Source organism: Streptomyces sp. NPDC002088 (assembly GCF_040296605.1).
GTDB lineage: Bacteria > Actinomycetota > Actinomycetes > Streptomycetales > Streptomycetaceae > Streptomyces.
Genome location: NZ_JBEOXO010000055.1, coordinates 1 through 22,051 on the forward strand (window position 1 = coordinate 1; position 22,051 = coordinate 22,051).

Annotated in this window: 8 protein-coding genes and 2 pseudogenes; 2 read left to right on the top strand and 8 right to left on the bottom strand. The window is 73.1% G+C overall.

What is annotated here, in order from left to right; all coding sequences use genetic code 11:
- From ABT114_RS48545 to ABT114_RS48560, 4 genes are all read right to left on the bottom strand, one after another.
- The coding region (locus ABT114_RS48545) for a carboxyl transferase domain-containing protein (RefSeq protein ID WP_351153329.1) at positions 1–202 on the bottom strand (202 nt) is incomplete at its 3' end.
- A gap of 167 nt (positions 203–369) precedes the next feature.
- Entirely contained in the window at positions 370–885 is a 516-nt protein-coding gene (locus ABT114_RS48550; protein ID WP_351153332.1) for a TetR family transcriptional regulator, read from the bottom strand.
- Between the two features lie 158 nt (positions 886–1,043).
- Positions 1,044–2,192 (bottom strand): MBL fold metallo-hydrolase, encoded by a 1,149-nt coding sequence (locus tag ABT114_RS48555; RefSeq protein ID WP_351153354.1) that lies wholly within the window; start codon positions 2,190–2,192, stop codon positions 1,044–1,046.
- Positions 2,193–2,272: 80 nt separating this feature from the next.
- Positions 2,273–2,518, bottom strand: a complete 246-nt coding sequence (locus ABT114_RS48560) for a DUF6059 family protein (RefSeq protein ID WP_351153335.1) — start codon at positions 2,516–2,518, stop codon at positions 2,273–2,275.
- Positions 2,519–2,723: 205 nt separating this feature from the next.
- On the opposite strand from ABT114_RS48560, the gene ABT114_RS48565 reads away from it, so the two are divergent.
- Together ABT114_RS48565 and ABT114_RS48570 are read left to right on the top strand one after the other, a co-directional pair.
- Positions 2,724–2,942 carry a DUF5988 family protein gene (locus ABT114_RS48565; RefSeq protein ID WP_351153337.1) on the top strand — a complete coding sequence of 73 codons (219 nt, stop codon included), beginning with the start codon at positions 2,724–2,726 and terminating at the stop codon, positions 2,940–2,942.
- Positions 2,943–2,993: 51 nt separating this feature from the next.
- Positions 2,994–3,584: a dTDP-4-dehydrorhamnose 3,5-epimerase family protein gene (locus ABT114_RS48570; RefSeq protein WP_351153340.1), complete on the top strand. Its 591-nt coding sequence runs from the start codon at positions 2,994–2,996 to the stop codon at positions 3,582–3,584.
- Between the two features lie 270 nt (positions 3,585–3,854).
- Here the strand turns inward: ABT114_RS48570 and ABT114_RS48575 are convergent, their stop codons facing one another.
- From ABT114_RS48575 to ABT114_RS48590, 4 genes and pseudogenes are all read right to left on the bottom strand, one after another.
- The gene (locus ABT114_RS48575; protein WP_351153343.1) at positions 3,855–5,465 is read right to left on the bottom strand and encodes an FAD-dependent monooxygenase; all 1,611 of its coding nucleotides are present in this window, start codon (positions 5,463–5,465) and stop codon (positions 3,855–3,857) included.
- A 69-nt stretch (positions 5,466–5,534) separates the two neighbouring features.
- Positions 5,535–10,097: pseudogene (locus ABT114_RS48580) on the bottom strand (type I polyketide synthase); the annotation flags it as partial.
- A 67-nt stretch (positions 10,098–10,164) separates the two neighbouring features.
- Positions 10,165–16,719 (bottom strand): annotated as a pseudogene (locus ABT114_RS48585) (SDR family NAD(P)-dependent oxidoreductase); the annotation flags it as partial.
- Positions 16,720–16,820: 101 nt separating this feature from the next.
- Positions 16,821–22,051, bottom strand: a 5,231-nt coding sequence (locus ABT114_RS48590; protein ID WP_351153351.1) for a type I polyketide synthase, incomplete at its 5' end; no start/stop codon positions are given.

Consider the following 22,051-nt stretch of genomic DNA (forward strand, 5'->3'; position numbering starts at 1 on the left):
GCTGCTCGACCTCCCGGAAGGACCCCGGGTCCAGGAGCAGCTCGATCCGCTCCCGGGCGGTCAGCTTGCCCTTGGCATGCTGCGCCTCGGTCGCCTTGTCGCTGGGTCCGTGCAGCGCCTGCGCACGGATCGCGTGCAGCTCGGCGACCCGCCCCGCCATGGTCGGATCAGCGAGCCTGGTGTCGGGCACCGTGGTCGTCATGGCGCGGGACTTCCTTTCCCCTGGGTGTTGGTCTGTGGTGTTGATGGACGACGGCGCGCTGTGCCCTGGTGGCCAGGGCACTTGCCCCGTCCCGTCCATGGGAACCGATCGCGCTGGTGAGCTTCTTAAGGCGGGTTAAACGAGTTCACCGGACAACGCCGAAGCGTTCAGCAGACATACAGGGCGGGAAGGACCACTCGGTCGACCAACTCAGCGAGGTCCGGCCTGGGGAGGGGGTACATCAGGGTGGCCAGCAAGGTGTCCATGACCATGTCGACCACGTCCCCGTCGGTCGTGAGGCCTGTCCGGTGGCGGCCGGTGTCGCGTCGTACGAGGTCCTGGGCGCAGTTCTTGGCCGACTGGGACATTTGCTCGGCGAAGAGGTCCATGAAGGCCTGCGTGTGGTCTCCGCGGCAGCTTTCCAGGGCAGCGCGGAGGGCACGGCCGTGGGGAGAATCGACCCGTGCCTCCAACTCGCCTGCCAGGAGGACGAGTTCGTCGCGGAGACTGCCGAGGTCGGGACAGTTGACGCGGCCCGGGGCCGTGTGCCGAAGGGCTGCGGTGACCAGCGCGGCCTTGGTCGGCCAGCGCCGGTAGACGGAGGCTTTGCCCGCACCCGCCTTGGCTGCCACGCCCTCCACCGTGAGCAGCGCCCAGCCGACCCTGTTCAGCTCGCAGATCACCGTGTCCAGAATCGCGCACTCCAAGAGGCTGCCCCGCCTGCGCCGGCCTGCCGGAAGGTCCGCAACGGGTGGTGCGGGAGACAACCCCGGCCCAGGCGACACGCCCGGCCCAGGAGGCGCCGGGGCGAACAGGACGCAGCGGTCACCTTCGGACGGATTCACTCGATGCTCCCTTGCGCGGTACGCGATCCCGGCTCCGCGGCGGGCGCGAAGGCGGCCGCAGCGTCGGGCGCGTGAGGCTTTGAGACGGCCTCACGCCACCACATCTCGTCGGGCTGCTCGCGCGACGGTTCGAACGGTGCGCCGGGCCTCGGCGTGGCGATACGCACTCCCAGGCGATGCGCCGCCGCCACCGCGCCCTCGACGGGGGCGGACCAGGAGTGCGGCGCGAGGTCGAAGGTCCCCCAGTGGACCGGCAGGACGACACCCTCGCGGGTGCCGCCGGAGAGTTCCACATGAGCGCGCAGCCCTTCCTCGGGTGTCATGTGGTTGGCCGGCCACAACTCGTTGTAGGCCCCTATCTGGATCATCGTCACGTCGAAGGGGCCGTGCTCCGCTCCGATCCGCGCGAAGCCCGGGAAGTAGCCGGTATCACCGGTGTAGAAGACGCGGTGAGCGGGCGCGGCGACCACCCAGGACGCCCAGAGGGTCCGCTGCGGGCCCGGGAATCCGCGGCCGCAGGAGTGCCGGGCCGGAGTGGCGGTCAGGGTCAGGCCGGCGACGTCGGCCGACTCGTCCCAGTCCAACTCCCGCAGCCGCCCCGGCGGCACACCCCAGTGCTCCAGGTGCGCGCCGACGCCGAGCGGCGCGACGAACACGGCATCCCCGGCGGCCAGTGCCCGGATCGCCGCCATGTCCAGGTGGTCGTAGTGGTCGTGGGAGATGACGACCACGTCGACGCCGGTGAGCGATTCCAGTGGTACGGGCATCGGATGCAGCCGCTTGGGACCGAGGAAGGGGAACGGCGAGCAGCGGGTACTCCAGACCGGGTCGAACAGCACCTTCCGGCCGCCGATCTCGGCGAGCACCGTGGAGTGCCCCAGCCAGGTCAGCCGGAGCCCGGAGGCGGGCGGCACGGCAAGGTCCGCGAGAGTGGACGGGTGCAGGGGAACCGCCGTGACCGGCCTCCGTCCTGGCCGGGTCCACAGCTTCACCAGTCCCAGCAACGCTGGTAGAAAGCCGCGGAAAGCGGGCGGCTCCGGGGCTTCGAGGAGGTTGACGAAGCCGCCGTCGGCGTAGTTCCGCGATCCGCGGACTCTCTGGAGTCGTTCACCTGAGGGGTCGGCCCCGAACACCGCCGGTCGCATCCGGAGGAGTCGGGACAGGCGGTGGCGGTTGACCTTCGGCACAAACCCTCCTGAGTCACGTATGAGCGGTGGAGGTGTCGTCAGTCGATCAACTGGCTCCACAGTTCCTCTTCCACCAGCGAAAGCGGCACGCCCGCGACGAGTCGCTCGGGGTGCCCCGGCCCCGGTTCGGTCAGGATCGGTTCGGCATCGGATTCCGGCTCCGACTCGTCCTCCCACCACCAGCCCAGCGGGAGCAGAGCCCCGCCGGCGACACCGAGCGCCACCAGGGCCGGGCCCAGACCCTTCAGCGCACACCATGCCCATCCGCGTGCCCGACGCCACATCTGCCCGTCTCCTTCTTCGGCCGAGACCTGGAATTCAGGTTCGGACGGAGCTCCAAAGTTCGGCTAAGGCGGCGCTCTTTTCCATGGATTCGCCGATCAGCGGTGCGCCTGCTTTAGGGGAGCTTTATCAGAGCGGTGGATTCTGGCAGCACAGCGAGGCCCCTCAGATTGCTGCCTCCATCCACGGTTTCGAAGGAGACACCACATGAGCGCTCAGCACCCCAACGCCATACTTCTCGGCGGCAAGCCTCCGCTGCTCGACCAGAAGGACCGGATCCGGTACGTCGAGGACGTCGACATGAAGGTCAAGGTCCTCAACGGGAACCGCTACGAGCACTTCGAGCGCACCGCTGAGACCGTGGAGAAGGAGGGGCGCAAACTCCTCGTGTACACGTGGAGCGCCTGCACGTACCTCGCCGAGTGACCGTGCCGCGGGCCGCCGTTCGCCGACTCATGTCCCGAGAGGAACACCACAGTGCGTCAACTCGCGATCCAAGGAGCCTGGCTGCACACTCCACGTATTCACAGTGACGAACGCGGAAGTGTGCTGGAGTGGTTCAGCGGCCAGGACTTCAGCGAAAGTGTGGGGCACCGTCTGAGCGTCGCCCAAGCGAATTGCCCGGTGACCCGGCGCGGCGCGATCCGCGGAATCCATTTCGCTGACGTTCCGCCCGGCCAGGCGAAATACATCACCTGCGCGGCAGGGGCGATACTGGACGTGGTCGTGGACCTGCGCACCGGTTCGCCGACCTTCGGCGAATGGACCTCGGTCCGTCTCGACGACCAGAACAGGTGCGCGCTCTACATCGCCGAAGGCCTGGGGCACGCCCTCATGGCGCTGAGCGACGAGGCGACGGCACTGTATCTGTGTTCGACGCCGTACACGCCGGAGCGCGAGCACAGCATCCACCCACTGGACCCCGACATCGGCATCGACTGGCCGGCCGGTATCACGCCGATCCTCTCGGAACGCGACGCGTCCGCCCCGACACTGGCGCAGGCCGGGCGAGACGGGCTTCTGCCGGCCTTCCGGGACACGCAGAAGCTCGAGGCGGCCCGGCTCTGACCCGTATCTCCCGCTTCGCCCCCTGCTCCACCCCCTGCTCCGGCCGGAGCGATCCCCCCTTCCGCCCCGGCCGGTTCCCCCACCCGCAGCTCCTGAACAGCCATCAGGCGTTCAGGAGCTGCGGGCTTTCGGCACGTCTGGTGCGGTGGCCCGGACGGGTCGCCCGACCGAGAGCTTCCCAGTGCGGGGCCGGGACGGGAAACAGGCCGGTGGGGAACCGGGCGTCCTGCCCCGTTCCCCACCGGCCTGCTTACCCGGCTGTCGGCCCGCTCAGCCGACCGGCACCGCGGTCTGCACCTCCTGTTTCGCCCTCGGGCCGAACCAGTGGTCCAGCGCCTCGTACAGCGAACTCTGTTCGTCACCGGGATCCCCGGCCCAGGCCACATACCCGTCCGGGCGAACCAGCAGGGCGGCCGGACCGGAATGGTCCGGGCGACTGCCCCGGGCCCAGCGGACGTCCTCGCGGCCCGCCACGGCCTCGCGCAGTGCGGACGAGCCCACAGCGTCGAGCAGGAGTGCGCGGCCGTCGGCGAGGCAGGTGTCGTTGCCGGCCCCGGCGAAGGCCAGGTCCGCCGCGAAGGTGCCGACGAGCGGGTGGGCGGCCGGGGCACCCTGGTCGTACACGATGTCCAGTGCGTGCAGCATCTCGATCAACATCGTTTTCGCCTGCGGGAGTTCCACCAGATCGGCGAACAGCTCACGCAGCGCGTCCACCTGCGGTCCGTGGCGCAGCAGCGCCGCCTGGGCCCGCGAGTTGCGCAGCACCCTGGCCGCCACGGGGTGCCGCTCGGCGGTGTAGGTGTCCAGCAGTTCGCAGGGCGCCGAGCCGCGGATCACCCGTGCCAGTTTCCAGCCGAGGTTGGCGGCGTCCTGGATGCCGAGGTTGACCCCCTGACCGCCGAACGGCGAGTGGACGTGCGCGGCGTCCCCGGCGAGCAGGACCCGGCCCCGGCGGTAGGTCGAGCTCTGCCGCGCGTTGTCGCTGTACCGGAAGGGTGAGCGCACCCGGCTGACCGTCACGTCCGTTCCGCTCACCCGGCGCAGTGCCGCCTGGAGCTCCTCCTGGGTGACGACTGAGAGCCGGTCGGCGGGCGGTGCGTCGAACTCGATGGCGACGAGCTGACCGGGCACAACATTGATCATCAACGCGCCATGCGGTGTGCGGGTGAAACCGTGCGGGAGCTTCTCCGGGTCCAGCAGGGTGACGTCCTCGCCGCCGACGGCGAGCAGGGTCGGGTCCGTACCCGGAAAGTCGAATCCGGCGAGGCGCCGCACCACGCTGCGTCCGCCGTCGGCCCCCACCAGGTAACGGGCCCGTATGGCCCGCCCGTCGTCGAGGTACGCGGTCACCCCGTGCGGTCCGGGTTCGACGTCGACGACGGTGCGGCCCTCGACGAGCCGGACGCCGTGCCCGCGGGCGCGCTCGAAGAACACCTCCCGCAGGGCCGCGTACGGCACCGGCAGCAGGGACACGTCGGGGAACTCACCAGCCGGGTCGGTCAGGGGCACCATGCCGATGTGCCCCTTCGTCCCACCGCCCGTCCCCAGTCTCGTCGACGTGACCTGGCCTGCCACGTCGTCCTGCGGCGCACGGTCGGGGTTCAGCCCGGCCGCGGTGCCGATCAGCTCCCGCAGGGCCTGCTCCGCCGCCCGGACGACCGGCCGTTCCAGGCCGCGCAGCGCGAGGGTACGCATGGTGCGGGTGGTCACTCCGCGCAGGGCCGGACTGTTGGCGCGGGCCGACAGTCCGGTCTTCTCCACGACCGCCGCGGAGGCGCCGGCCAGCCCGAGTTCGGCGGCCAGGAAGAGCCCGACCGGCCCTCCCCCCACCACCACCACATCGACATCGACATCGCCATCCGCGAAGGCATCGGCGTCCACGATGAACTTCCCTTCCTCAAGGTCCTAGAGGACAGCCACACCCAGAAAGGCTGTGTTCAGATACTTGGCGAGTGCCGCCGCGCTGGGGTTCTCGTAGATCTCCGCCAGCGGCAGTTCGATACCCGTGACGTCCACCAGCCGGCTGCGCAGTTCGAAGGCGGTGAACGAGGTGAGCCCGAGGTCGACGAAGGCGGCGTCCTCCGGTACGGCGTCGGCCGAGCCGTGTCCGAGGACGAACGCGGTGCTCCTGCGCACCAGCGAGAGCAGCGCGCTCTCCCGCTCGTCGACCGGCAGCTCGGCAAGGTGGGTGGTCAGGCGGGTCTCCCCCTCGGGCCGGCCGCCCGGGTCGCCGGCCGACGGCTCCGCGTCGAACAGGTCGCGCAGCAGGGGATGCGCCGGGCGCCCGGCGAACTCCGTGAGCAGGTCGGTCAGCCGGATGTCGGCGACCACGAGCGAGGGCTCCCCGCCGAGCAGCGCACGGTGCAGCTCGGCCGTCGCGTCGTCCGGGACGCCCCAGGCCACGCTGCTACCGGCGGCCCCGGAGATCCGGCGGTCGCGCACGAGGGACTCGTGGAAGGAGCGGACGAGCGCGTGCTCGATGCGGCTGCCTCCGTCGAGCGGTGACGCGAACGGGGCGAACAGGACGAAGTGGCTGAGCGGCAGTTCGCGCGTCAGCTGGTGGAGGTTCAGTGCGGCGGCGATGGCGAACTGCGCGTCGGCACCGGGATCCACCGGGACCTCCGGGTCACCGGCCGGCCCCCCGAGGTGCAGGACCGCGGTGAGCGGATGTTCGGCCGGGACCTCGGCGAGTACGGCGGCCAGCGCGTCCTGGTCGGCCGGGTCGCAGTCGGTCACCGTCAGCCGGCAACCGGGCGCGAGGGCGAGGTCCCGCACAAAGCCGGCCGCCCGGCCGGGCTTCGCCAGCAGCAGGACGCGACCGGCCCCGCGCCCGGCCGCCCAGCGCACCGCGGCTTCGGTGAGCGGCGTGCCGGCGTCCGTGACCAGTACGGTGCCGGTCAGGCCCGGGGACGCGGCCGTCGGGGGCCGGGTGATCCGGGCCAGGCGCCTGACCTGCACGCCGGCGGGCCGGATGACCGCGTGGTCCGGGCCGGCCGGGGCGGCGAGTGTGCCGACCAGCCAGTCCAGGACACGCGGGGTCAGCCGCTGCGGCAGGTCGACAAGTCCGTACCACGGGATGTTCGCCGGTCGGCGGACATCACCCAGAGCCCACAACTGGGCGCCGGCCGTGCCCGGTTCGTGTCCCTCGGGCTCGACGGCCGCCCGGGTGGCACACCACAGCGGCGCGTCCACACCGGCCTCCGCCAGAGCCGCACCGAGGCGGTAGGTGGTCAACAGCTCGGGCACGGGCGCATCGGCGGACGCAGGCATCCGATCGTGGCAGGCGAGCAGCGAGAGCACGCCGGCCACCTGCGGCTCGTCGGCGCCCGACGCGTCGGGCCGCTGCGACTCCAGCGCCGTACGCACGGCCCCGTACAGGTCCGCGCACTCCTCCTCGACGAGAACCGGAACCACTTGGGCTCCGCGGCCGGCCAGGGCGGCCACGACGGCGGCCGGGTACGGTTGGTCCGCGCCGCCCCGCGGCAGTACGACGAGCCAGCGGCCGGCGAGCAGGGGCACCCCGGGAGGCGGCACCCGGCGCCAGACGGGCCGATGGAACGTGCGCTGCGCGGCCGCGTCCGGATCGGGCCCCGTACGCAGGCCGGACAGCGCGGCGACAAGGCCGGCCAGGGTCCTCGGGTGCTCGTCGTCCATCCCGGTCAGCCGAGCGATCTCGGCGACGTCGTCCCGTTCGACCGCCTCCCAGAAGAGCTCCCGCTGAGCCCGGTCGTCGGCCGGCGAGGACGGCTGCAGCCAATAGCGCTGCCGCTCGAACGGATAGGTAGGCAGCTCGACCGCGGCCGCCGGTGTCTCCGCGAAGGCGGGTTTCCAGGTGACGTCGACGCCGTTGACGTGCAGCGCGGCGAGCGCCGTGAGCGCGGCCTCGGGCTCGGGACGGTCGCGGCGCAGCAACGGTACGGCCACCCGCGGCGCGGCCGGATCGGGCTCGCCACCGGCCCCGGCGACGGCCGGTGCGCGCTGGACCAGAGCCGACAGCACACTGTCGGGGCCGAGTTCGAGGTACGCCTCGGTGCCCAGTTCGCGCAGTCGAAGCAGACCGTCGTGGAAACGGACGGTGCCGCGGAGGTGCTCCACCCAGTAGTCGACGGTGCCGAGGTGGCCGTCGGCGCTGCCTCCGGTACTGCCGCAGACGACGGGTATGCGGGGCTCGTGCAACTCGACCTCGGCGACGGCCCGGCGGAAGTCCTCGAGCACCGGGTCCATCAGCGGGGAGTGGAAGGCGTGGCTGACGGTGAGGCGGCGGATCTGGCGGCCGAGCCTGCGGAACCGCTCGGCGATCTCGTCCGCCTCGTTCGCCGCGCCGGAAAGGACCACGGCCCGGGGGCCGTTGACGGCGGCGACACCGAGTCGGTCCTCCAGACCGACGATGGCGTCGCGCAGTTCGCGCTCCGTGGCCTCCACCGCGATCATCGCGCCGCCCTCCGGGAGGTCCTGCATCAGCCGGCCCCGGGCCGCCACCAGCTTGCTGGCGTCGGCCAGCGAGAGCATGCCGGCGCAGTGGGCGAGGGCCAGTTCGCCGACGGAGTGCCCGATCAGCTGGTCCGGCCGGACGCCGAAGGCCTCGGCGAGGCGGAACAGCGCGACCTGGAGGGCGAACAGAGCGGGTTGCGCGTACTCGGTGCGGCCCAGCAGGCCGGCCTCCGGGCTGCTCGGCCGCGCCCAGGCGACCTCGCGCAGCGGCCGCCGCAGATGCGGTTCCAAAGCCTCGCACACCTCGTCGAAGGCGACGGCGAAGGCCGGGTAGGCGCGGTACAGGCCCTGGCCCATGCCGAGCCGCTGGCCGCCCTGACCGGAGAACATGAACGCGGTACGCGGCGGCGCCGACGCGGTGCCCGTCAGCAGGTGCGGTGAGGTTCGGCGCTCGCGGACCGCCCGCAGGCCGTCGGCGAACGAGTCGCGGTCTGTGCCGACCACCACGGCACGGTGCTCGAACGGGGTACGAGTGGCGGCAAGTGCCCAGCCGATCTGCTCCTCCGTCGCCTCGGGCCGGGCCTCCAGGTGGAACAGGAGCCGCTGGGCGCCGTCGGCCAGGGCCGCCGGGGTCCGGGCGGAGAGGATCCAGGGATGGACCGCGGGTACGCCGGTGGGCGGCTCCTGGCGCGGCAGGTCGGCGTCCGGGCCCTGTTCGATGATGACGTGCGCGTTGGTGCCACTGATCCCGAACGAGGAGACGGCCGCGCGGCGCGGACGGTCCACCGTGGGCCAGGGAACATCCTCGGTGAGCAGTTCGACGGCACCGGCGGACCAGTCCACGTGCGGTGACGGAGCGTCGACGTGCAGCGTCTTCGGCAGCCGGCCGTGCCGCATGGCCTCCACCATCTTGATCACACCGCAGACTCCGGCGGCGGCCTGCGTGTGGCCGAGGTTGGACTTGACCGACCCCAGCCACAGCGGCCGCTCCGCCGACCTGCCCTGTCCGTAGGTGGTGAGCAGCGCCTGGGCCTCGATCGGGTCGCCGAGCGGGGTGCCGGTGCCGTGCGCCTCGACGGCGTCGACGTCGGCGGCGAGCAGCCGGGCTTCCGCCAGGGCCTGGCGGATGACCCGTTCCTGGGCGGGGCCGCTGGGTGCGGTGAGCCCGTTGCTCGCCCCGTCCTGGTTGACGGCGCTGCCCCTGATCACGGCGTGCACGGGATGGCCGTTGCGGCGGGCGTCGGAGAGCCGTTCCAGGAGCAGGATCCCTGCGCCCTCGGCCCAGGCGGTGCCGTCCGCGCCGGCGGCGAAGGACTTGCAGCGGCCGTCGGGCGCCAGCCCGCGCTGACGGCTGAACTCGATGAACCCGCGCGGGCTGGGCAACACGGTGACGCCGCCCGCCAGTGCGAGCGTGCACGTGCGGTCCCGCAGTCCCTGTGCCGCCAGGTGGACGGCCACCAGGGAGGAGGAGCAGGCCGTGTCCAGGGTGATCGCCGGGCCGTCCAGACCGAGGGTGTAGGCGACCCGGCCGGAGGCGACGCTGGTCTGGTTGCCGATGGCGAACCCCTCGATGTCGGCGGGGATGCCACTGGCGGTCACGGGGCCGTAGTCCTGCGCGATGACGCCGACGTACACGCCGGTGTCGCTGCCCCTGAGTGTGGTGGGGGCGATGCCGGCCCGCTCGACGGCCTCCCAGACGATCTCCAGCAGCAGCCGCTGCTGAGGGTCGGTGGCGAGGGCCTCACGGGGGCTCATCCCGAAGAACGCGGCGTCGAACTCGCCCGCCTCGTGCAGGAAGCCGCCGCGGTCCACGTAGCTGGTGCCACGGCGGCCGGGGTCGGGATCGTAGATGCCCTCGATGTCCCAGCCGCGGTCGGTGGGGAAGGAGGTGACGGCGTCGGTGCCGGCGGCGACCAGCTCCCACAGGTCGTCGGGGGTCTGCACGCCGCCGGGGTAGCGGCAGGCCATGCCGACGACGGCTATCGGCTCCTCGCGCTCGGCCTCGATCTCCTGGAGCCGGCGGCGCGTCTTGAGCAGGTCGGCGGTGACCCGCTTCAGGTACTCGGTGAGTTTGGGTTCATCGGTCACGGCTGCACCGGCCTCTCTGTATGTGTACGGTCCACGGCTGCGTACGGCCCCTGTCGCCCGCTCACAGGCCGAGCTCCCGGTCGATCAGGGCGAAGATCTCGTCGGCGCCGGCGGCTTCGATCTCCACGTCCGGCAGGGCGGTGTCCGGGACATCCGGTGTGTTCGGACGCAGGCGCTGCGCCATCGCTTCCAGCCGCCCGAGGAGTTCGTCGCGCAGGACGTCGTCGGGGGCGCTGTCGGCAAGCCTCGCCTCCAGGTCGCTCAGGTCGGAGAGGAGCGTGCGCCCGCCTGTCTGCGGGGTCAGTTCGGCGACCAGGTGCTCCGCCAGCTCGGTCACGGTGGGGTGGGCGAACACCACGGTCGCGGGCAGGCGCAGGCCGGTCGCCCGGTTGAGCCGGTTGCGCAGCTCGACCGCGGTCAGCGAGTCGAAGCCGAGTTCCTTGAAGGGCTGGGTGTGGGAGACAGCTTCTGGCGAGTCGTGTCCGAGGACGAGGGCCGCGTTGTCGCGCACGAGCTCCAGGACGAGGCGGAGCCGGTCGGCCGGGTCCGCGTCGGACAGCCCAAGGGCCACGCTGTCCGGCGTCACCGCGGGCGCCGGGGCGGCCTGCCGGGTCGTACGGCGGACGAGATCCCGCAGGACGGGGTGGAGCATGTCGGCCGCGGCCTGCCGGCGCAGCGCCCCGATGTCGAAGAGGGCGGGGACGACGGCCGCGTGGCTCGCGGCCATGGCCGCGTCCAGCAGGCCGAGGGCCACCTCCTCGCTCATGGGCACGACTCCGCTGCGCTGCAGCCTGGCCTGGTCACCGCGGTCCAGGTGGCCGGTCATCCCGGAGGCCTGCGCCCACAGGCCCCAGGCCAGCGACGTGGCGGGGAGCCCGCGGGCCCGGCGGTGCTGGGCCAGCGCGTCGAGGAAGGCGTTGGCGGCCGCGTAGTTGCCCTGTCCCGGGGCGCCGACCGTCGAGGCCAGCGAGGAGAAGAGCACGAAGTCGGACAGGTCCAGGTGCTCGGTGAGCCGGTGCAGGTTCCACGCGGCGTCCACCTTCGCACGCAGCACAGGGTGCAGTTTGGCGTCGGTGAGGTTGGGGACCGTCGCGTCGTCGAGGACACCCGCGAGGTGGATGACGGCCGTCAGCGGATGCTCGTCCGGTATGTCCGCCAGCAGCGCGGCGAGCTGCTGCTGGTCGGCCGCGTCGCAGGCCACGACGGTGACGTGTGCGCCGAGTTCGGTCAGCTCCCGCGCCAGTTCGCTCGCGCCGGGCGCCTCGGCCCCGCGGCGGCCGGCCAGCAGCAGGTTCTTGACGCCGCGCTCGTGCACGAGGTGGCGGGCGACCATCCCGCCCAGCGTGCCGGTGCCGCCGGTGAGCAGGACCGTGCCCTCGGGGTCGCGCGGGGCGGGGAGGGAGAGCGCCAGTTTGCCGGTGTGCCGGGCCTGGCTGAGGAAGCGCAGCGCCTCCTTGGCCTGCCGGACGTCCCAGCTGTGGACGGGCAGCGGGGTGAGCACGCCGTCGGTGAAGAGCCGGACCAGGTCCGCCAGCATCTCCTGGATCCGCTCGGGCCCGGCGTCGAGCAGGTCGAAGGCCTGGTACCGCACGCCCCGGTGGTCGCGGGCGATGCCGTCGGCGTCGCGGATGTCGGTCTTGCCCATTTCGACGAACCGGCCGCCGGGCCGCAGCGAGCGCAGCGAGGCGTCCACGAACTCCTTGGCCAGCGAGTTGAGGACGATCTCCACGCCCTGGCCGCCGGTCCGCTCGGCGACCATGGCCTCGAAACCGAGGTCACGGGAGGAGGCGGTGCGCTCCTCACAGACGCCGAGCCGACGCAGTACCGGCCACTTGCCGGGGCTGGCGGTGGCGAACACGTCCAGGCCCCAGTGCTCGGCCAGTTGGAGGGTGGCCATACCGACCCCACCGGTCGCCGCGTGCAGCAGCAGACGTTCGCCACGCCGCGCGCCGGCCAGATCCTGAAGTGCGTAGTAGGCGGTCAGGAAGACAATGGGGACGGTAGCGGCCTGGGCGAACGACCAGCTTGCCGGCATGTGCGTCAGCATGCGGTGGTCGGTGACCGCCACGGGGCTGGTGCCGTGGGTGATGAGCCCCATGACCCGGTCACCGGGCCGCAGTCCGGTGACACCTGGCCCGGTCTCCAGGACGATGCCCGCGCCCTCGCCGCCCATCCGTCCGTCGCCGGGGTACATCCCGAGGCCGATCAGCACGTCGCGGAAGTTCAGGCCTGCCGCGCGCAGCTCCACACGGACCTGCCCCGGCTCCAGCGGACCGCCCAGCTCCGGGCAGTCGGCCAGGACGACGTTCTCCAGGCTGCCGCGCTCGGTCAGGTCGAGCCGCCAGACCCGGTCCCCGTCCGGCGCCACCAGGTCGGGGTTCGGTCCCGTGGCACGGGCCAGGCGTGGCAGGAGCAGGGTGTCGCCGCGCAGGGCGAGCCGGGACTCGCCGGTCTCGACGGCGGCGGGCACGAGGTTCCAGGAGACGTCGTCGACATCCAGCAGCGTGAAGCGGTCCGGGGTCTCGGCCAGCGCCGCGCCGACCAGGCCCCAGACGGCTGCGCCGCCGAGGTCGGGGGCCGGCTCACCGGCACCGGTGCTGACGGCCTGACGTGTGACGAGGACGAGCCGGGCGTCGGCGAGCGTCTCGTCGGTCAACCACTGCTGGAGCAGGGTGAGCACCTCAGCCGTCAGGGTGTGGGTGTGACCGACCGGGTCGGCGCCCGCGTCGGACGGGATGACGGCCAGTACCGTGTCGGGCCGGGGAGCGCCGGCCGCGACGGCCGCGCGCAACTCCTCGAGACCGGCGTGGCAGGAGAGCGGCTCGGGACCGGCCGAGCTGTCGGCCAGCCGCAGTGCCGCTTCCTCGGCGGCTGCCCGCCCCTGGGCGACGGGCGCGGCGAGCAGGGCCCACACGCCGGTGGGCGGCTGGGTGCTGTCCGCTTCGGGCAGAGCGGTCCAGCCCAGGTGGTACATGCCGTCGCGGGCCTGTTGCCCGGTGGTGGCGAGTTGAGCCGGGTCGATGGGACGCAGGGTCAGGGCCGAGGCGCTCACCACGGTGCGCCCGCTCGTGTCGACGGCCAGCAGACCGAGGGCGTCCGGTCCCGCCGGACGCAGCCGGACCCGCAGCGTACGGGCGCCGGAGGCGTGCAGTCGTACGCCGCTCCAGTTGAACGGCAGCCGGATGCCGCCGTCCGGGTCCGCGCCGTCCGCGAGGAGGGAGTGCAGGCAGGCGTCCAGGAGGGCGGGGTGGATGCCGTAGCCGGCGGCATCGGTCTCCGCGGGCAGCTCCACCTCGGCGTACAGGTCCGTGCCGGCCCGCCACAGGGCGCGCAGTCCGCGGAACGCTCCGGAGTAGTGGTAGCCGAGGTCCGCGAGGCGGTCGTAGGCGCCGTCCAGGTCGACCGGGTGTGCACCGGGCGGCGGCCAGGCGGCGTCGAGCTCCGCGTCGTCGGGGCCGGTCGCCGGGTCCTGGACGAGCGTGCCGGAGGCGTGGCGGATCCAGTCGCCCGTGGTCTCCTCCTGCGTCGTGCGGGAGTGGACGGTGACACGGCGCTGCCCGTCGGCGTCCGTGGTGACGGCCACCTGGATCTGCGCGGCGCCCTCCTCGGGCAGCGGCAGCGGCGCCTCCAGCGTGAGTTCCTCCACTGCGGCGCAGTCGGCCTGGGCGGCGGCGTGCAGGGCGAGTTCGAGCAGCGCTGTGCCGGGGACCAGGACGGTCTCCGCGACGGCATGGCCGTCGAGCCACGGGTGGGTCCGCCGGGAGATCCGGCCGGTCAGGATGGTCGTTCCGTTCTCCGCGGTGCTCAGTGCGGCGCCCAGCAGCGGGTGCGCGGCCGGGTCCAGGCCCAGCCCGCCCGCGTCGGCGGCACCGGCCGGGGTGTCGATCCACAGCCGTCGGCGCTGGAAGGCGTACGTCGGTACGACGGCCTCGTGCGACGGCGCGGCGGACTGCACGGTCACCCAGTCGACTCCCCCGGCCTGGGTGTGCAGTTCGGCGGCGGACTGCAGGAACCGCAGGGTGGCGGGCTGGTTGCGCCGCAGCGTGCCGATCGTGATCGCACTCGCCCCGGCCTCCTCGGTGGTCTCCTGGAGGGCGCCGGTGAGAACAGGGTGCGGGCTGGACTCCAGGAACAGCCCGTAGCCGTCCTGGGCCAGCCTGCGCGTGGTCTCCTCGAACCGGACGACCTGACGCAGATTGCGGTACCAGTACGCGGCGTCCAGTGTCGTGGTGTCGACCGGGCCCGCGGTGACGGTCGAGTAGAAGGCGGTACGGGCCGTACGGGGCGTCATCCCGGCGAGGGCGTCGGTGACCTCGTCCCGGATGGCCTCCACGTGCGGGGAGTGCGAGGCGTAGTCGACCGGTATCAGGCGGGCCTTCACGCCGGCCGACCGGTACTCCTCGACCAGCTCTTCGACGGACTCGGGGTCGCCTGCCACCACGGTGGCCGACACGCCGTTGACCGCGGCGACCGCCACGCCGGGACGGCCGTCCGCGATCTTCCGCGCGACCTGCGCCGAGGGCAGCGGGACCGACGCCATCGCGCCCGTCCCGGCCAGCCGGGTCAGGGCCCGGCTGCGAAGGGCCACGGCGCGCGCCGCATCCTCGAGATCGAGTGCTCCGGCCACATGGGCCGCGGCGATCTCGCCCTGCGAGTGGCCGACGACCGCGTCGGGGACGACGCCGACCGACTCCCACAGCCGGGCCAGGGAGACCATCATCGCGAACAGCGCGGGCTGTACGACGTCCACGCGGTCCAGCAGTTCGGGACGGCCGCCCTCGCGCACGGCGTCGAGCAACGACCAGTCCGTGTACGGTCGCAGCGCCTCGGCGCACTCCTCGATGGCGTGCCGGAAGACGGGCGAGTGGTCGAGGAGGTCGCCGGCCATGCCGATCCACTGGGTCCCCTGGCCGGGGAAGACGAAGACCGTGCCCCCGGCGGGCGCCGCACGGCCCTCGACGAGACCGCGGGAGGGGCGTCCGGTGCCCAGCGCGTCGAGCGCCTCCAGCATGTGGTCGCGGTCCTGGCCGAGGAGGACGGCGCGGTGCTCGAAGAGGGTGCGCTCGCCCGCCAGGGCGGCGGCAACCTCGGCGTCCCCGATCCGGGCACCGTCGTCGAGCCAGGCTCGCAGCCTGCGGGCCTGGCCGCGCAGCGCCGGTTCGGTCTTGGCGGAGAGCACCCACGGGGGCGGGTCCGCGCAGATCGCGGGCGGTGCGGTGGCGGGAGCGGGCGCGGGCTGTGCCCCGGGCTCCTCGACGATGATGTGGGCGTTGGTGCCGCTGATGCCGAAGGAGGAGACGCCCGCCCGGCGCGGCCGCTCGTCCTTCGGCCAGGGCACCGGCTCCGACAGCAGGCGGACACCGCCGGCCGCCCAGTCCACGTGCGGTGAGGGCTCCTCCGCGTGCAGGGTGCGCGGGAGCAGTTCGTTGCGCAGCGCCATGACCATCTTGATCACGCCGGCCACGCCGGCGGCGGCCTGGGTGTGACCGATGTTGGACTTGACGGAGCCGAGGCGCAGCGGGGAGTCCTCGGCGCGGTTGCGGCCGTAGACGCTGATCAGTGCGCCGGCCTCGATCGGGTCGCCGAGGGTGGTGCCGGTGCCGTGCGCCTCGACGGCGTCGATGTCGGCCGGGCTGAGACCGGCGTTGGCCAGGGCCTGGCGGATGACGCGTTCCTGGGCCGGGCCGTTGGGTGCGGTGAGTTGGCTGCTGGTGCCGTCCTGGTTGACGGCGCCGGCGCGCACCAGGGCGAGGACGGGGTGGCCGTTGCGCACCGCGTCCGACAGCCGTTCCAGGAGCAGCATGCCGCCGCCCTCGCCCCAGCCGGTGCCGTCGGCCTGCGCGGAGAACGGCTTGCACCGGCCGTCGGGGGCGAGCCCGCGCTGGCGGCTGAACTCGACGAAGGTGTCGGGCGTCGCCATCACCGTCACGCCGCCGGCCAGCGCGAGCGTGGACTCGCCGCGGCGCAGCGACTCGGCGGCCAGGTGGATCGCCACGAGAGAGGACGAGCACGCGGTGTCCACTGTGATCGCCGGACCGTTGAGGTCGAACGTGTGGGCCACGCGGCCGGAGGCGACGCTGCCCGCGCTGCCGCTGCCGAGGTAGCCCTCGAAGGTGCTGGGCATCGGCCGCAGCCGGCCGGCGTAGTCGTTGTACATGACGCCGGTGAAGACACCCGTCGCGCTGGAGCGCAGGGTCTGCGGCGGAATGCCCGCCCGTTCGAACGCCTCCCAGGCCAGCTCCAGCAGCAGCCGCTGCTGGGGGTCGGTGGACAGGGCCTCCCGCGGGTTGAGCCCGAAGAACTCCGGGTCGAACTGGTCCGCGTCGTACAGGAAGCCACCCCGCGTGGTGTACGTCCGGCCGGTGGCCTCCGGGTCGGGATCGTAGAGCGCCTCGGTGTCCCAGCCGCGGTTGGCCGGGAACTCGCCCGTCGCGTCCCGGTCGCCGGCGACCAGCTGCCACAGGTCCTCGGGGGTCTGGACGTCGCCGGGATAACGGCAGCTCATCGAGACGATCGCGATCGGTTCGTGCTTCGCCTCGTCGAGTTCCCGCAGCCGGGCCTTGGCCTGATGGAGCTGGCCGGTGACCCGCTTGAGGTAGTCGCGCAGCTTCTGCTCGGTCAGTGTCTGGCCGGTCGGTGTCGGTTCGGTCGGTGTCGGTTCGGTCGGCACGTCGGTCCGTCCTCTCGGGGTCTTGGGAGGCATCCTTCGGTGGCCCATCAGGAGGCCCCGAGTTCCCGGTCGATGAAGTCGAAGATCTCGTCGTCGCTGGCACTCTCGAAGCCGTCCGGCGCGGCCTCCGCACCGTCGGGCACGCCGGCCGGGTCGAGTGCCAGCAGCAGCTCCCGCAGCCGCTCGACCGCGGCCGCGCGGGTCCCCTCATCACCTGCGAGCTCCGGCAGCGACCGGGCGAACACGTCCAGTCCGGCGAGTGCCGAAGGAGCCGGATCCGAGTCCTCGGAGCTCAGCGCCAGCAGGTGGCCGGCGAGGGCGTCCGAGGTCGGGTGGTCGAACATGACGGTGGTGCTCAGCCGGAGCCCGGTGAGCCGCTCCAGGTCGTTGCGGAACTCGACCGCGGTCAGCGAGTTGAACCCCAGGTCGAGGAAGCCGCGGCCCGGCTGGACGGCGTCCGAGGTGGTGTGGCCGAGGGCCACCGCTGCCCGGCGGCGCACCACGTCGAGCAGCGTCTCCCGCTGCTGGTCGGCGCCCATCCCGGAGAGCCGGCGTCGGAACGTGTCGGCGTTCGCAGGTTCGGCCTGCGTCGTGCGTCCCGGTGCGGTACGCGTCCGGGCCGGGACCAGGCCGCTCAGGATCGCGGGCAGGGTGCCGGCGGCCGCCTGCTCGCGCAGCGCACGCAGGTCGATCCCGGCGCCCACCAGCACGGGCTGACGCAGGGTCAGGCTCCGGTCCAGCAGGGCCAGTCCGGCCTCGACGGCCAGGGGCACCACTCCGGTGCGGCGCAGCCGCGCCCACTGCTCGTCGTCGAGCTCACCGGTCATCCCGCGGCCGTCGCCCTCGGACTCCCAGCTCCCCCACGCCAGCGACGTGGCGGGCAGACCCGACTCCCGGCGCCGTTCGGCCAGCGCGTCCAAGGTCGCGTTGGCGGCGGCGTAGTTCGCCTGGCCGGCCGAGCCGAGGGTTCCGGCGATCGAGGAGAACAGCACGAACGCGCTCAGGGGTGTCCCGCGGGTCAGCTCGTGCAGATGGATCGCGGCATCGGTCTTGGGCCGCAGCACCGCGTCGACGTCGGCGGGTGTCAGGGACTCCAGTACGCCGTCGGCGACGACACCGGCCGTGTGGAACACCCCGGTGAGCGGGTGCCGGGCGGGCACGGTGCGCAGGACGGCCGCCAGGGCTTCGCGGTCGGCGACATCGCAGGCCGCGAGGGTCACCGTCGCCCCGGCCGCGGCCAGTTCGGCCTCCAGCTCCGCCGCCCCGGAGGCCTCGGCGCCGCTGCGGCTGAGCAGCAGCAGCCGCCGCAGACCGTGGCGGTGGACCAGATGGCGGGCCACCTGGCGGCCCAGAGCACCGGTGGCACCGGTGATCAGGACCGTGCCGTCGGGGTCCAGCGCGGGTGCGGATACGGCGGCTTCCGTGTCGCGGGCCGCGGCGGCACCGCCGTCCGCCTCGCGGGCCTGCGTGTCCGTGCCCTGTGTGACGGGCGTCAAGCGCGGTACGCGTGCCGTCCCGGCGCGCAGTGCGACCTCGGGTTCGGCTCCGGTGCAGGCCATGAGGAACACGTCGGTGGCGGTGTCCTGCCCGTCGGTGTCCACCAGCGTGAACCGGCCTGGGTACTCCCGCTGCGCCGCACGCAGCAGCCCGCGCAGCGCGGCACCGGCCAGGTCCGCGCCCGACAGGTCGTCACCGGCCGGGCCGGCGTGAGTGACCACGACCAGGCGGCTGCGGGACAGGCTCTCCTCGGCCAGCCAGGACTGCAGCGTGTCGAGGAAGCCGGCCAGTGCGGCGTGCACGGCCTCGGCCGGTCCCGCCGTGGCCGGCGCGAAGGCCGGGCAGGACGTCACGACGATGTCCGGTGCGCCACCGGCCGCGGCGGAGCGCACCAGGGCCGCGATGTCCGAGCAGCGCTCGAACCCGGCCGGCAGGTCGAGCCCGGGCGCCGGGCGGGCCGCGTCGCCCAGCAGCGCCCACCGACGTCCTGCGGGCGCCGCCGGCAGCGCCGGCTCGACCCAGTCCGTCGCGTACAGGCCGCCGTGGTCACCGCCCGCGGCGGCGAGTTGCCCGGCCGACAGCGGCCGCGTGACCAGGGACTCGATCCGGGCGACGAACCGCCCGTCCTGGTCCCAGGCCTCCAGCCGCAGCCGGTCCGCCGCGAGCAGGGTGATCCGCGCCCGCAGCGCTGTGGCGCCGAGGGTGTCGACCCGGGCGCCGTTCCAGGCGAAGGGCAGCAGCGGGGTCGCGTCCTCCTGGGCCAGCAGGAAGCCGTGCAGAGCGGCATCCAGCAGACCCGGATGGAGCAGGAAGCCGGACACGTCGGTTCCTTGCGGCAGTCCGGCCTCCACGAGGACGGCGTCACCGTCCCGCCAGGCGGCGGCGAGCCCCTGGAACAGCGGGCCGTATCGCAGTCCGGCGTCGGCCAGCTCGTCGTAGAACGTGTCGACGGGCAGGGCCACGGCTCCGGGGGGCGGCCACGCGCCCGGCTCCGCCGGAACGTCGTGGTCCTGCGCGGCGGCCAGGCGGCCGGTCGCGTGCTTGATCCACTCCCCGGACGAGTTCTCGTCCTCCGGCCGCGAGTACAGCGACACGCTCCGGTCTCCGCCCTCCGCCGGCTCGCCCACGACCAGCCGCAGCTGGAGCGCGGCGTGCGCGGGGACGACCACGGGAGCCTGCAGCAGCAGCTCCTGCAGCTCCGTCGAGCCGACCTGGCTGCCGGCGTACAGGACCATGTCGAGGATCGCGGTGCCCGGCAGGATCACCGTGCCGGCCACGGTGTGGTCCACGAGCCAGGTCTGCGTGCCCGCCGCCAGCCGTCCGGTCAGGGTCAGCCCCTGCGACTCCGGGTGGTCCAGGACAGCCCCCAGCACGGGGTGGTCCAGGGCGCCCAGTCCGGCCGCCGTGACGTAGGCGCTCTCTCCGGACGGCTCCAGCCAGTAGCGCTGTCGCTGGAACGGGTAGCTGGGTACGGCGAACGACGCGGTTCCGGGACCGAACAGCGCGGCCCAGTCCACGCCCACGCCGTGCACGTGCACCTGGGCCAGTGCGCCGGCCGCGGCGACGTCCTCCGGCTGGTCGGCGCGCAGCACCGGGGCCACCACCGGCCGCTGGGCCGTCGTCGGCCAGCTGTCCAGGGCCATCGGCGCGAGGACCGCGCCGGGACCGAGTTCGACGAGTATCCCGGCGCCCTCCTGCTGGGCCCGCCGCACCGCGTCCGCGAAGCGGACCGTGCCCCGGGCGTGGCGTACCCAGTAGTCGGCCGAGCCGAGTTCGTCGTCGGTGGCGGATTCGCCCGTGAGCGTGGAGATCACCGGAATGGCGGCGGGCCGGTAGTCGAGTGCCTCGGCGACGCCGCGGAACTCGTCCAGCATCGCGTCCATGTGGGCGGAGTGGAACGCGTGACTGACCGTCAGCCGCTTGGTCCTGCGCCCGGACTCGGCCAGTTCGCGGGCGATCTCGGTGACGGCGTCCGCGTCTCCGGCGAGCACCACGGACGTCGGGCCGTTCACCGCGGCCACGTCCACACCGGACCGGCGGCTTTCGATCAGCGCCCGCACGTGGTCCTCGGTCGCCTCGACGGCGAGCATCGCTCCACCGGCGGGCAGCGCCTGCATGAGGCGTCCCCTGGCCGTGACCAGTTTCGCCGCGTCGGCCAGGCCGAGCACGCCGGACACGTGCGCGGCCGCGATCTCGCCGACGGAGTGGCCGAGCAGCATGTCCGGGCGTACGCCCCAGTGTTCGAGGAGCCGGAAGAGCGCGACCTCGAGGGCGAAGAGCGCCGGCTGGGTGTAGGCGGTGGTGTTGAGCAGGGCCGCTTCGTCGCTGCCCGGCTCGGCGAACATCACCTCGGCCAATGGGCGCTCCAGGTGCTGGTCGAGCTCGTCGAACAGCTCCTCCAGCGCGGTGGCGAAGACCGGGTACGTCTCGTACAGGGCCTTGCCCATGCCGGGGCGCTGGCTGCCTTGGCCGGTGAACATGAAGCCGACCGTTCCGGAGCCCACGACACCGCTGAACACACCGGGTGCCGCGCCGCCCGCGGCCAGTTCCGCCAGGCCCGCGAGGTAGCCCGCCCGGTCCTGGGCGACGACGGCTGCGCGCTGGTTCCAGGGGGTGCGGGTGGTGGCCAGGGCGCGGGCGATGTCGACCGGGTCGGCCGTCTCCTGCCCGGCTCGCACGGCCTTTGCGAGGTTGGCGGCCTGCTCCGCGAGAGCCTGCGCGGAACGGGCCGACAAGATCCACGGCACCGGACCGGACACCGGCCCCGCCTCGGGCCGCGACTGCGGCTGCGGCTCGGCGACGGGCGGCTGTTCGAGGACGACATGGGCATTGGTGCCGGAGATACCGAACGCCGACACCGCCGCCCGCCGCGGCCGCTCCACCCGCGGCCAGGGCACCTGCTCCGCCAGCAGCTCCACGCCACCGCCGTCCCACTCCACATGCTCACTGGGCGCATCCACATGCAGAGAAGCGGGCAGCACCCCGTGCTCGATCGCCTTCACCATCTTGATCACACCGGCCACCCCGGCCGCCGCCTGCGTGTGCCCGAAGTTCGACTTGATCGACCCCAGCCGCAGCGGATTGCCCCCATCACGGTGCCGTCCGTAGGCGGCGATCAGCGCCTGAGCCTCGATCGGGTCACCCAGCCGGGTGCCCGTGCCGTGCGCCTCGACCGCGTCCACATCCACCGGGGACAGGCCCGCGTCCGCCAACGCCGACGCGATGACCCGCTGCTGAGCAGGCCCGTTCGGCGCCGTCAGCCCGTTGCTCGCACCGTCCTGGTTGATCGCCGAACCCTTCAGCACCGCCAGTACCCGATGCCCGTTGCGCTGCGCGTCCGACAGCCGCTCCACCAGCAGCAGACCCGCACCCTCACTCCACCCGGTACCGTCGGCGGCCTGCGCGAACGGCTTGCACCGCCCGTCCGCCGCCAGCCCCCGCTGCCGGCTGAACTCCACGAACATCGAGGGGGTGGACATCAGGGTCACACCGCCGGCGAGGGCGAGGTCGCACTCGCCGCGGCGCAGTGACTGGGCCGCCATGTGCAGCGCCACCAGCGACGAGGAGCAGGCCGTGTCCACCGTGACCGCGGGCCCCTGCAGACCCAGCTGGTACGCCACCCGGCCCGAAGCCACACTCGACGAGTTGCCGATGGCCAGATACCCCTCCATGCCCTCGGGGGTCTCGTGGAGGCGTGAGCTGTAGTCGTTGTACATGACGCCGGTGAAGACACCGGTCTGCGACTCCTTCAGCGCGGCCGGATCGATCCCGGCCCGCTCCA

Bases quoted from the DNA above. Each gene is read 5' to 3' on its own strand.
- ABT114_RS48560 (WP_351153335.1), bottom strand. From the start codon at position 2,518: ATGTGGCGTCGGGCACGCGGATGGGCATGGTGTGCGCTGAAGGGTCTG.
- ABT114_RS48565 (WP_351153337.1), top strand. From the start codon at position 2,724: ATGAGCGCTCAGCACCCCAACGCCATACTTCTCGGCGGCAAGCCTCCG.
- ABT114_RS48555 (WP_351153354.1), bottom strand. From the start codon at position 2,192: ATGCGACCGGCGGTGTTCGGGGCCGACCCCTCAGGTGAACGACTCCAG.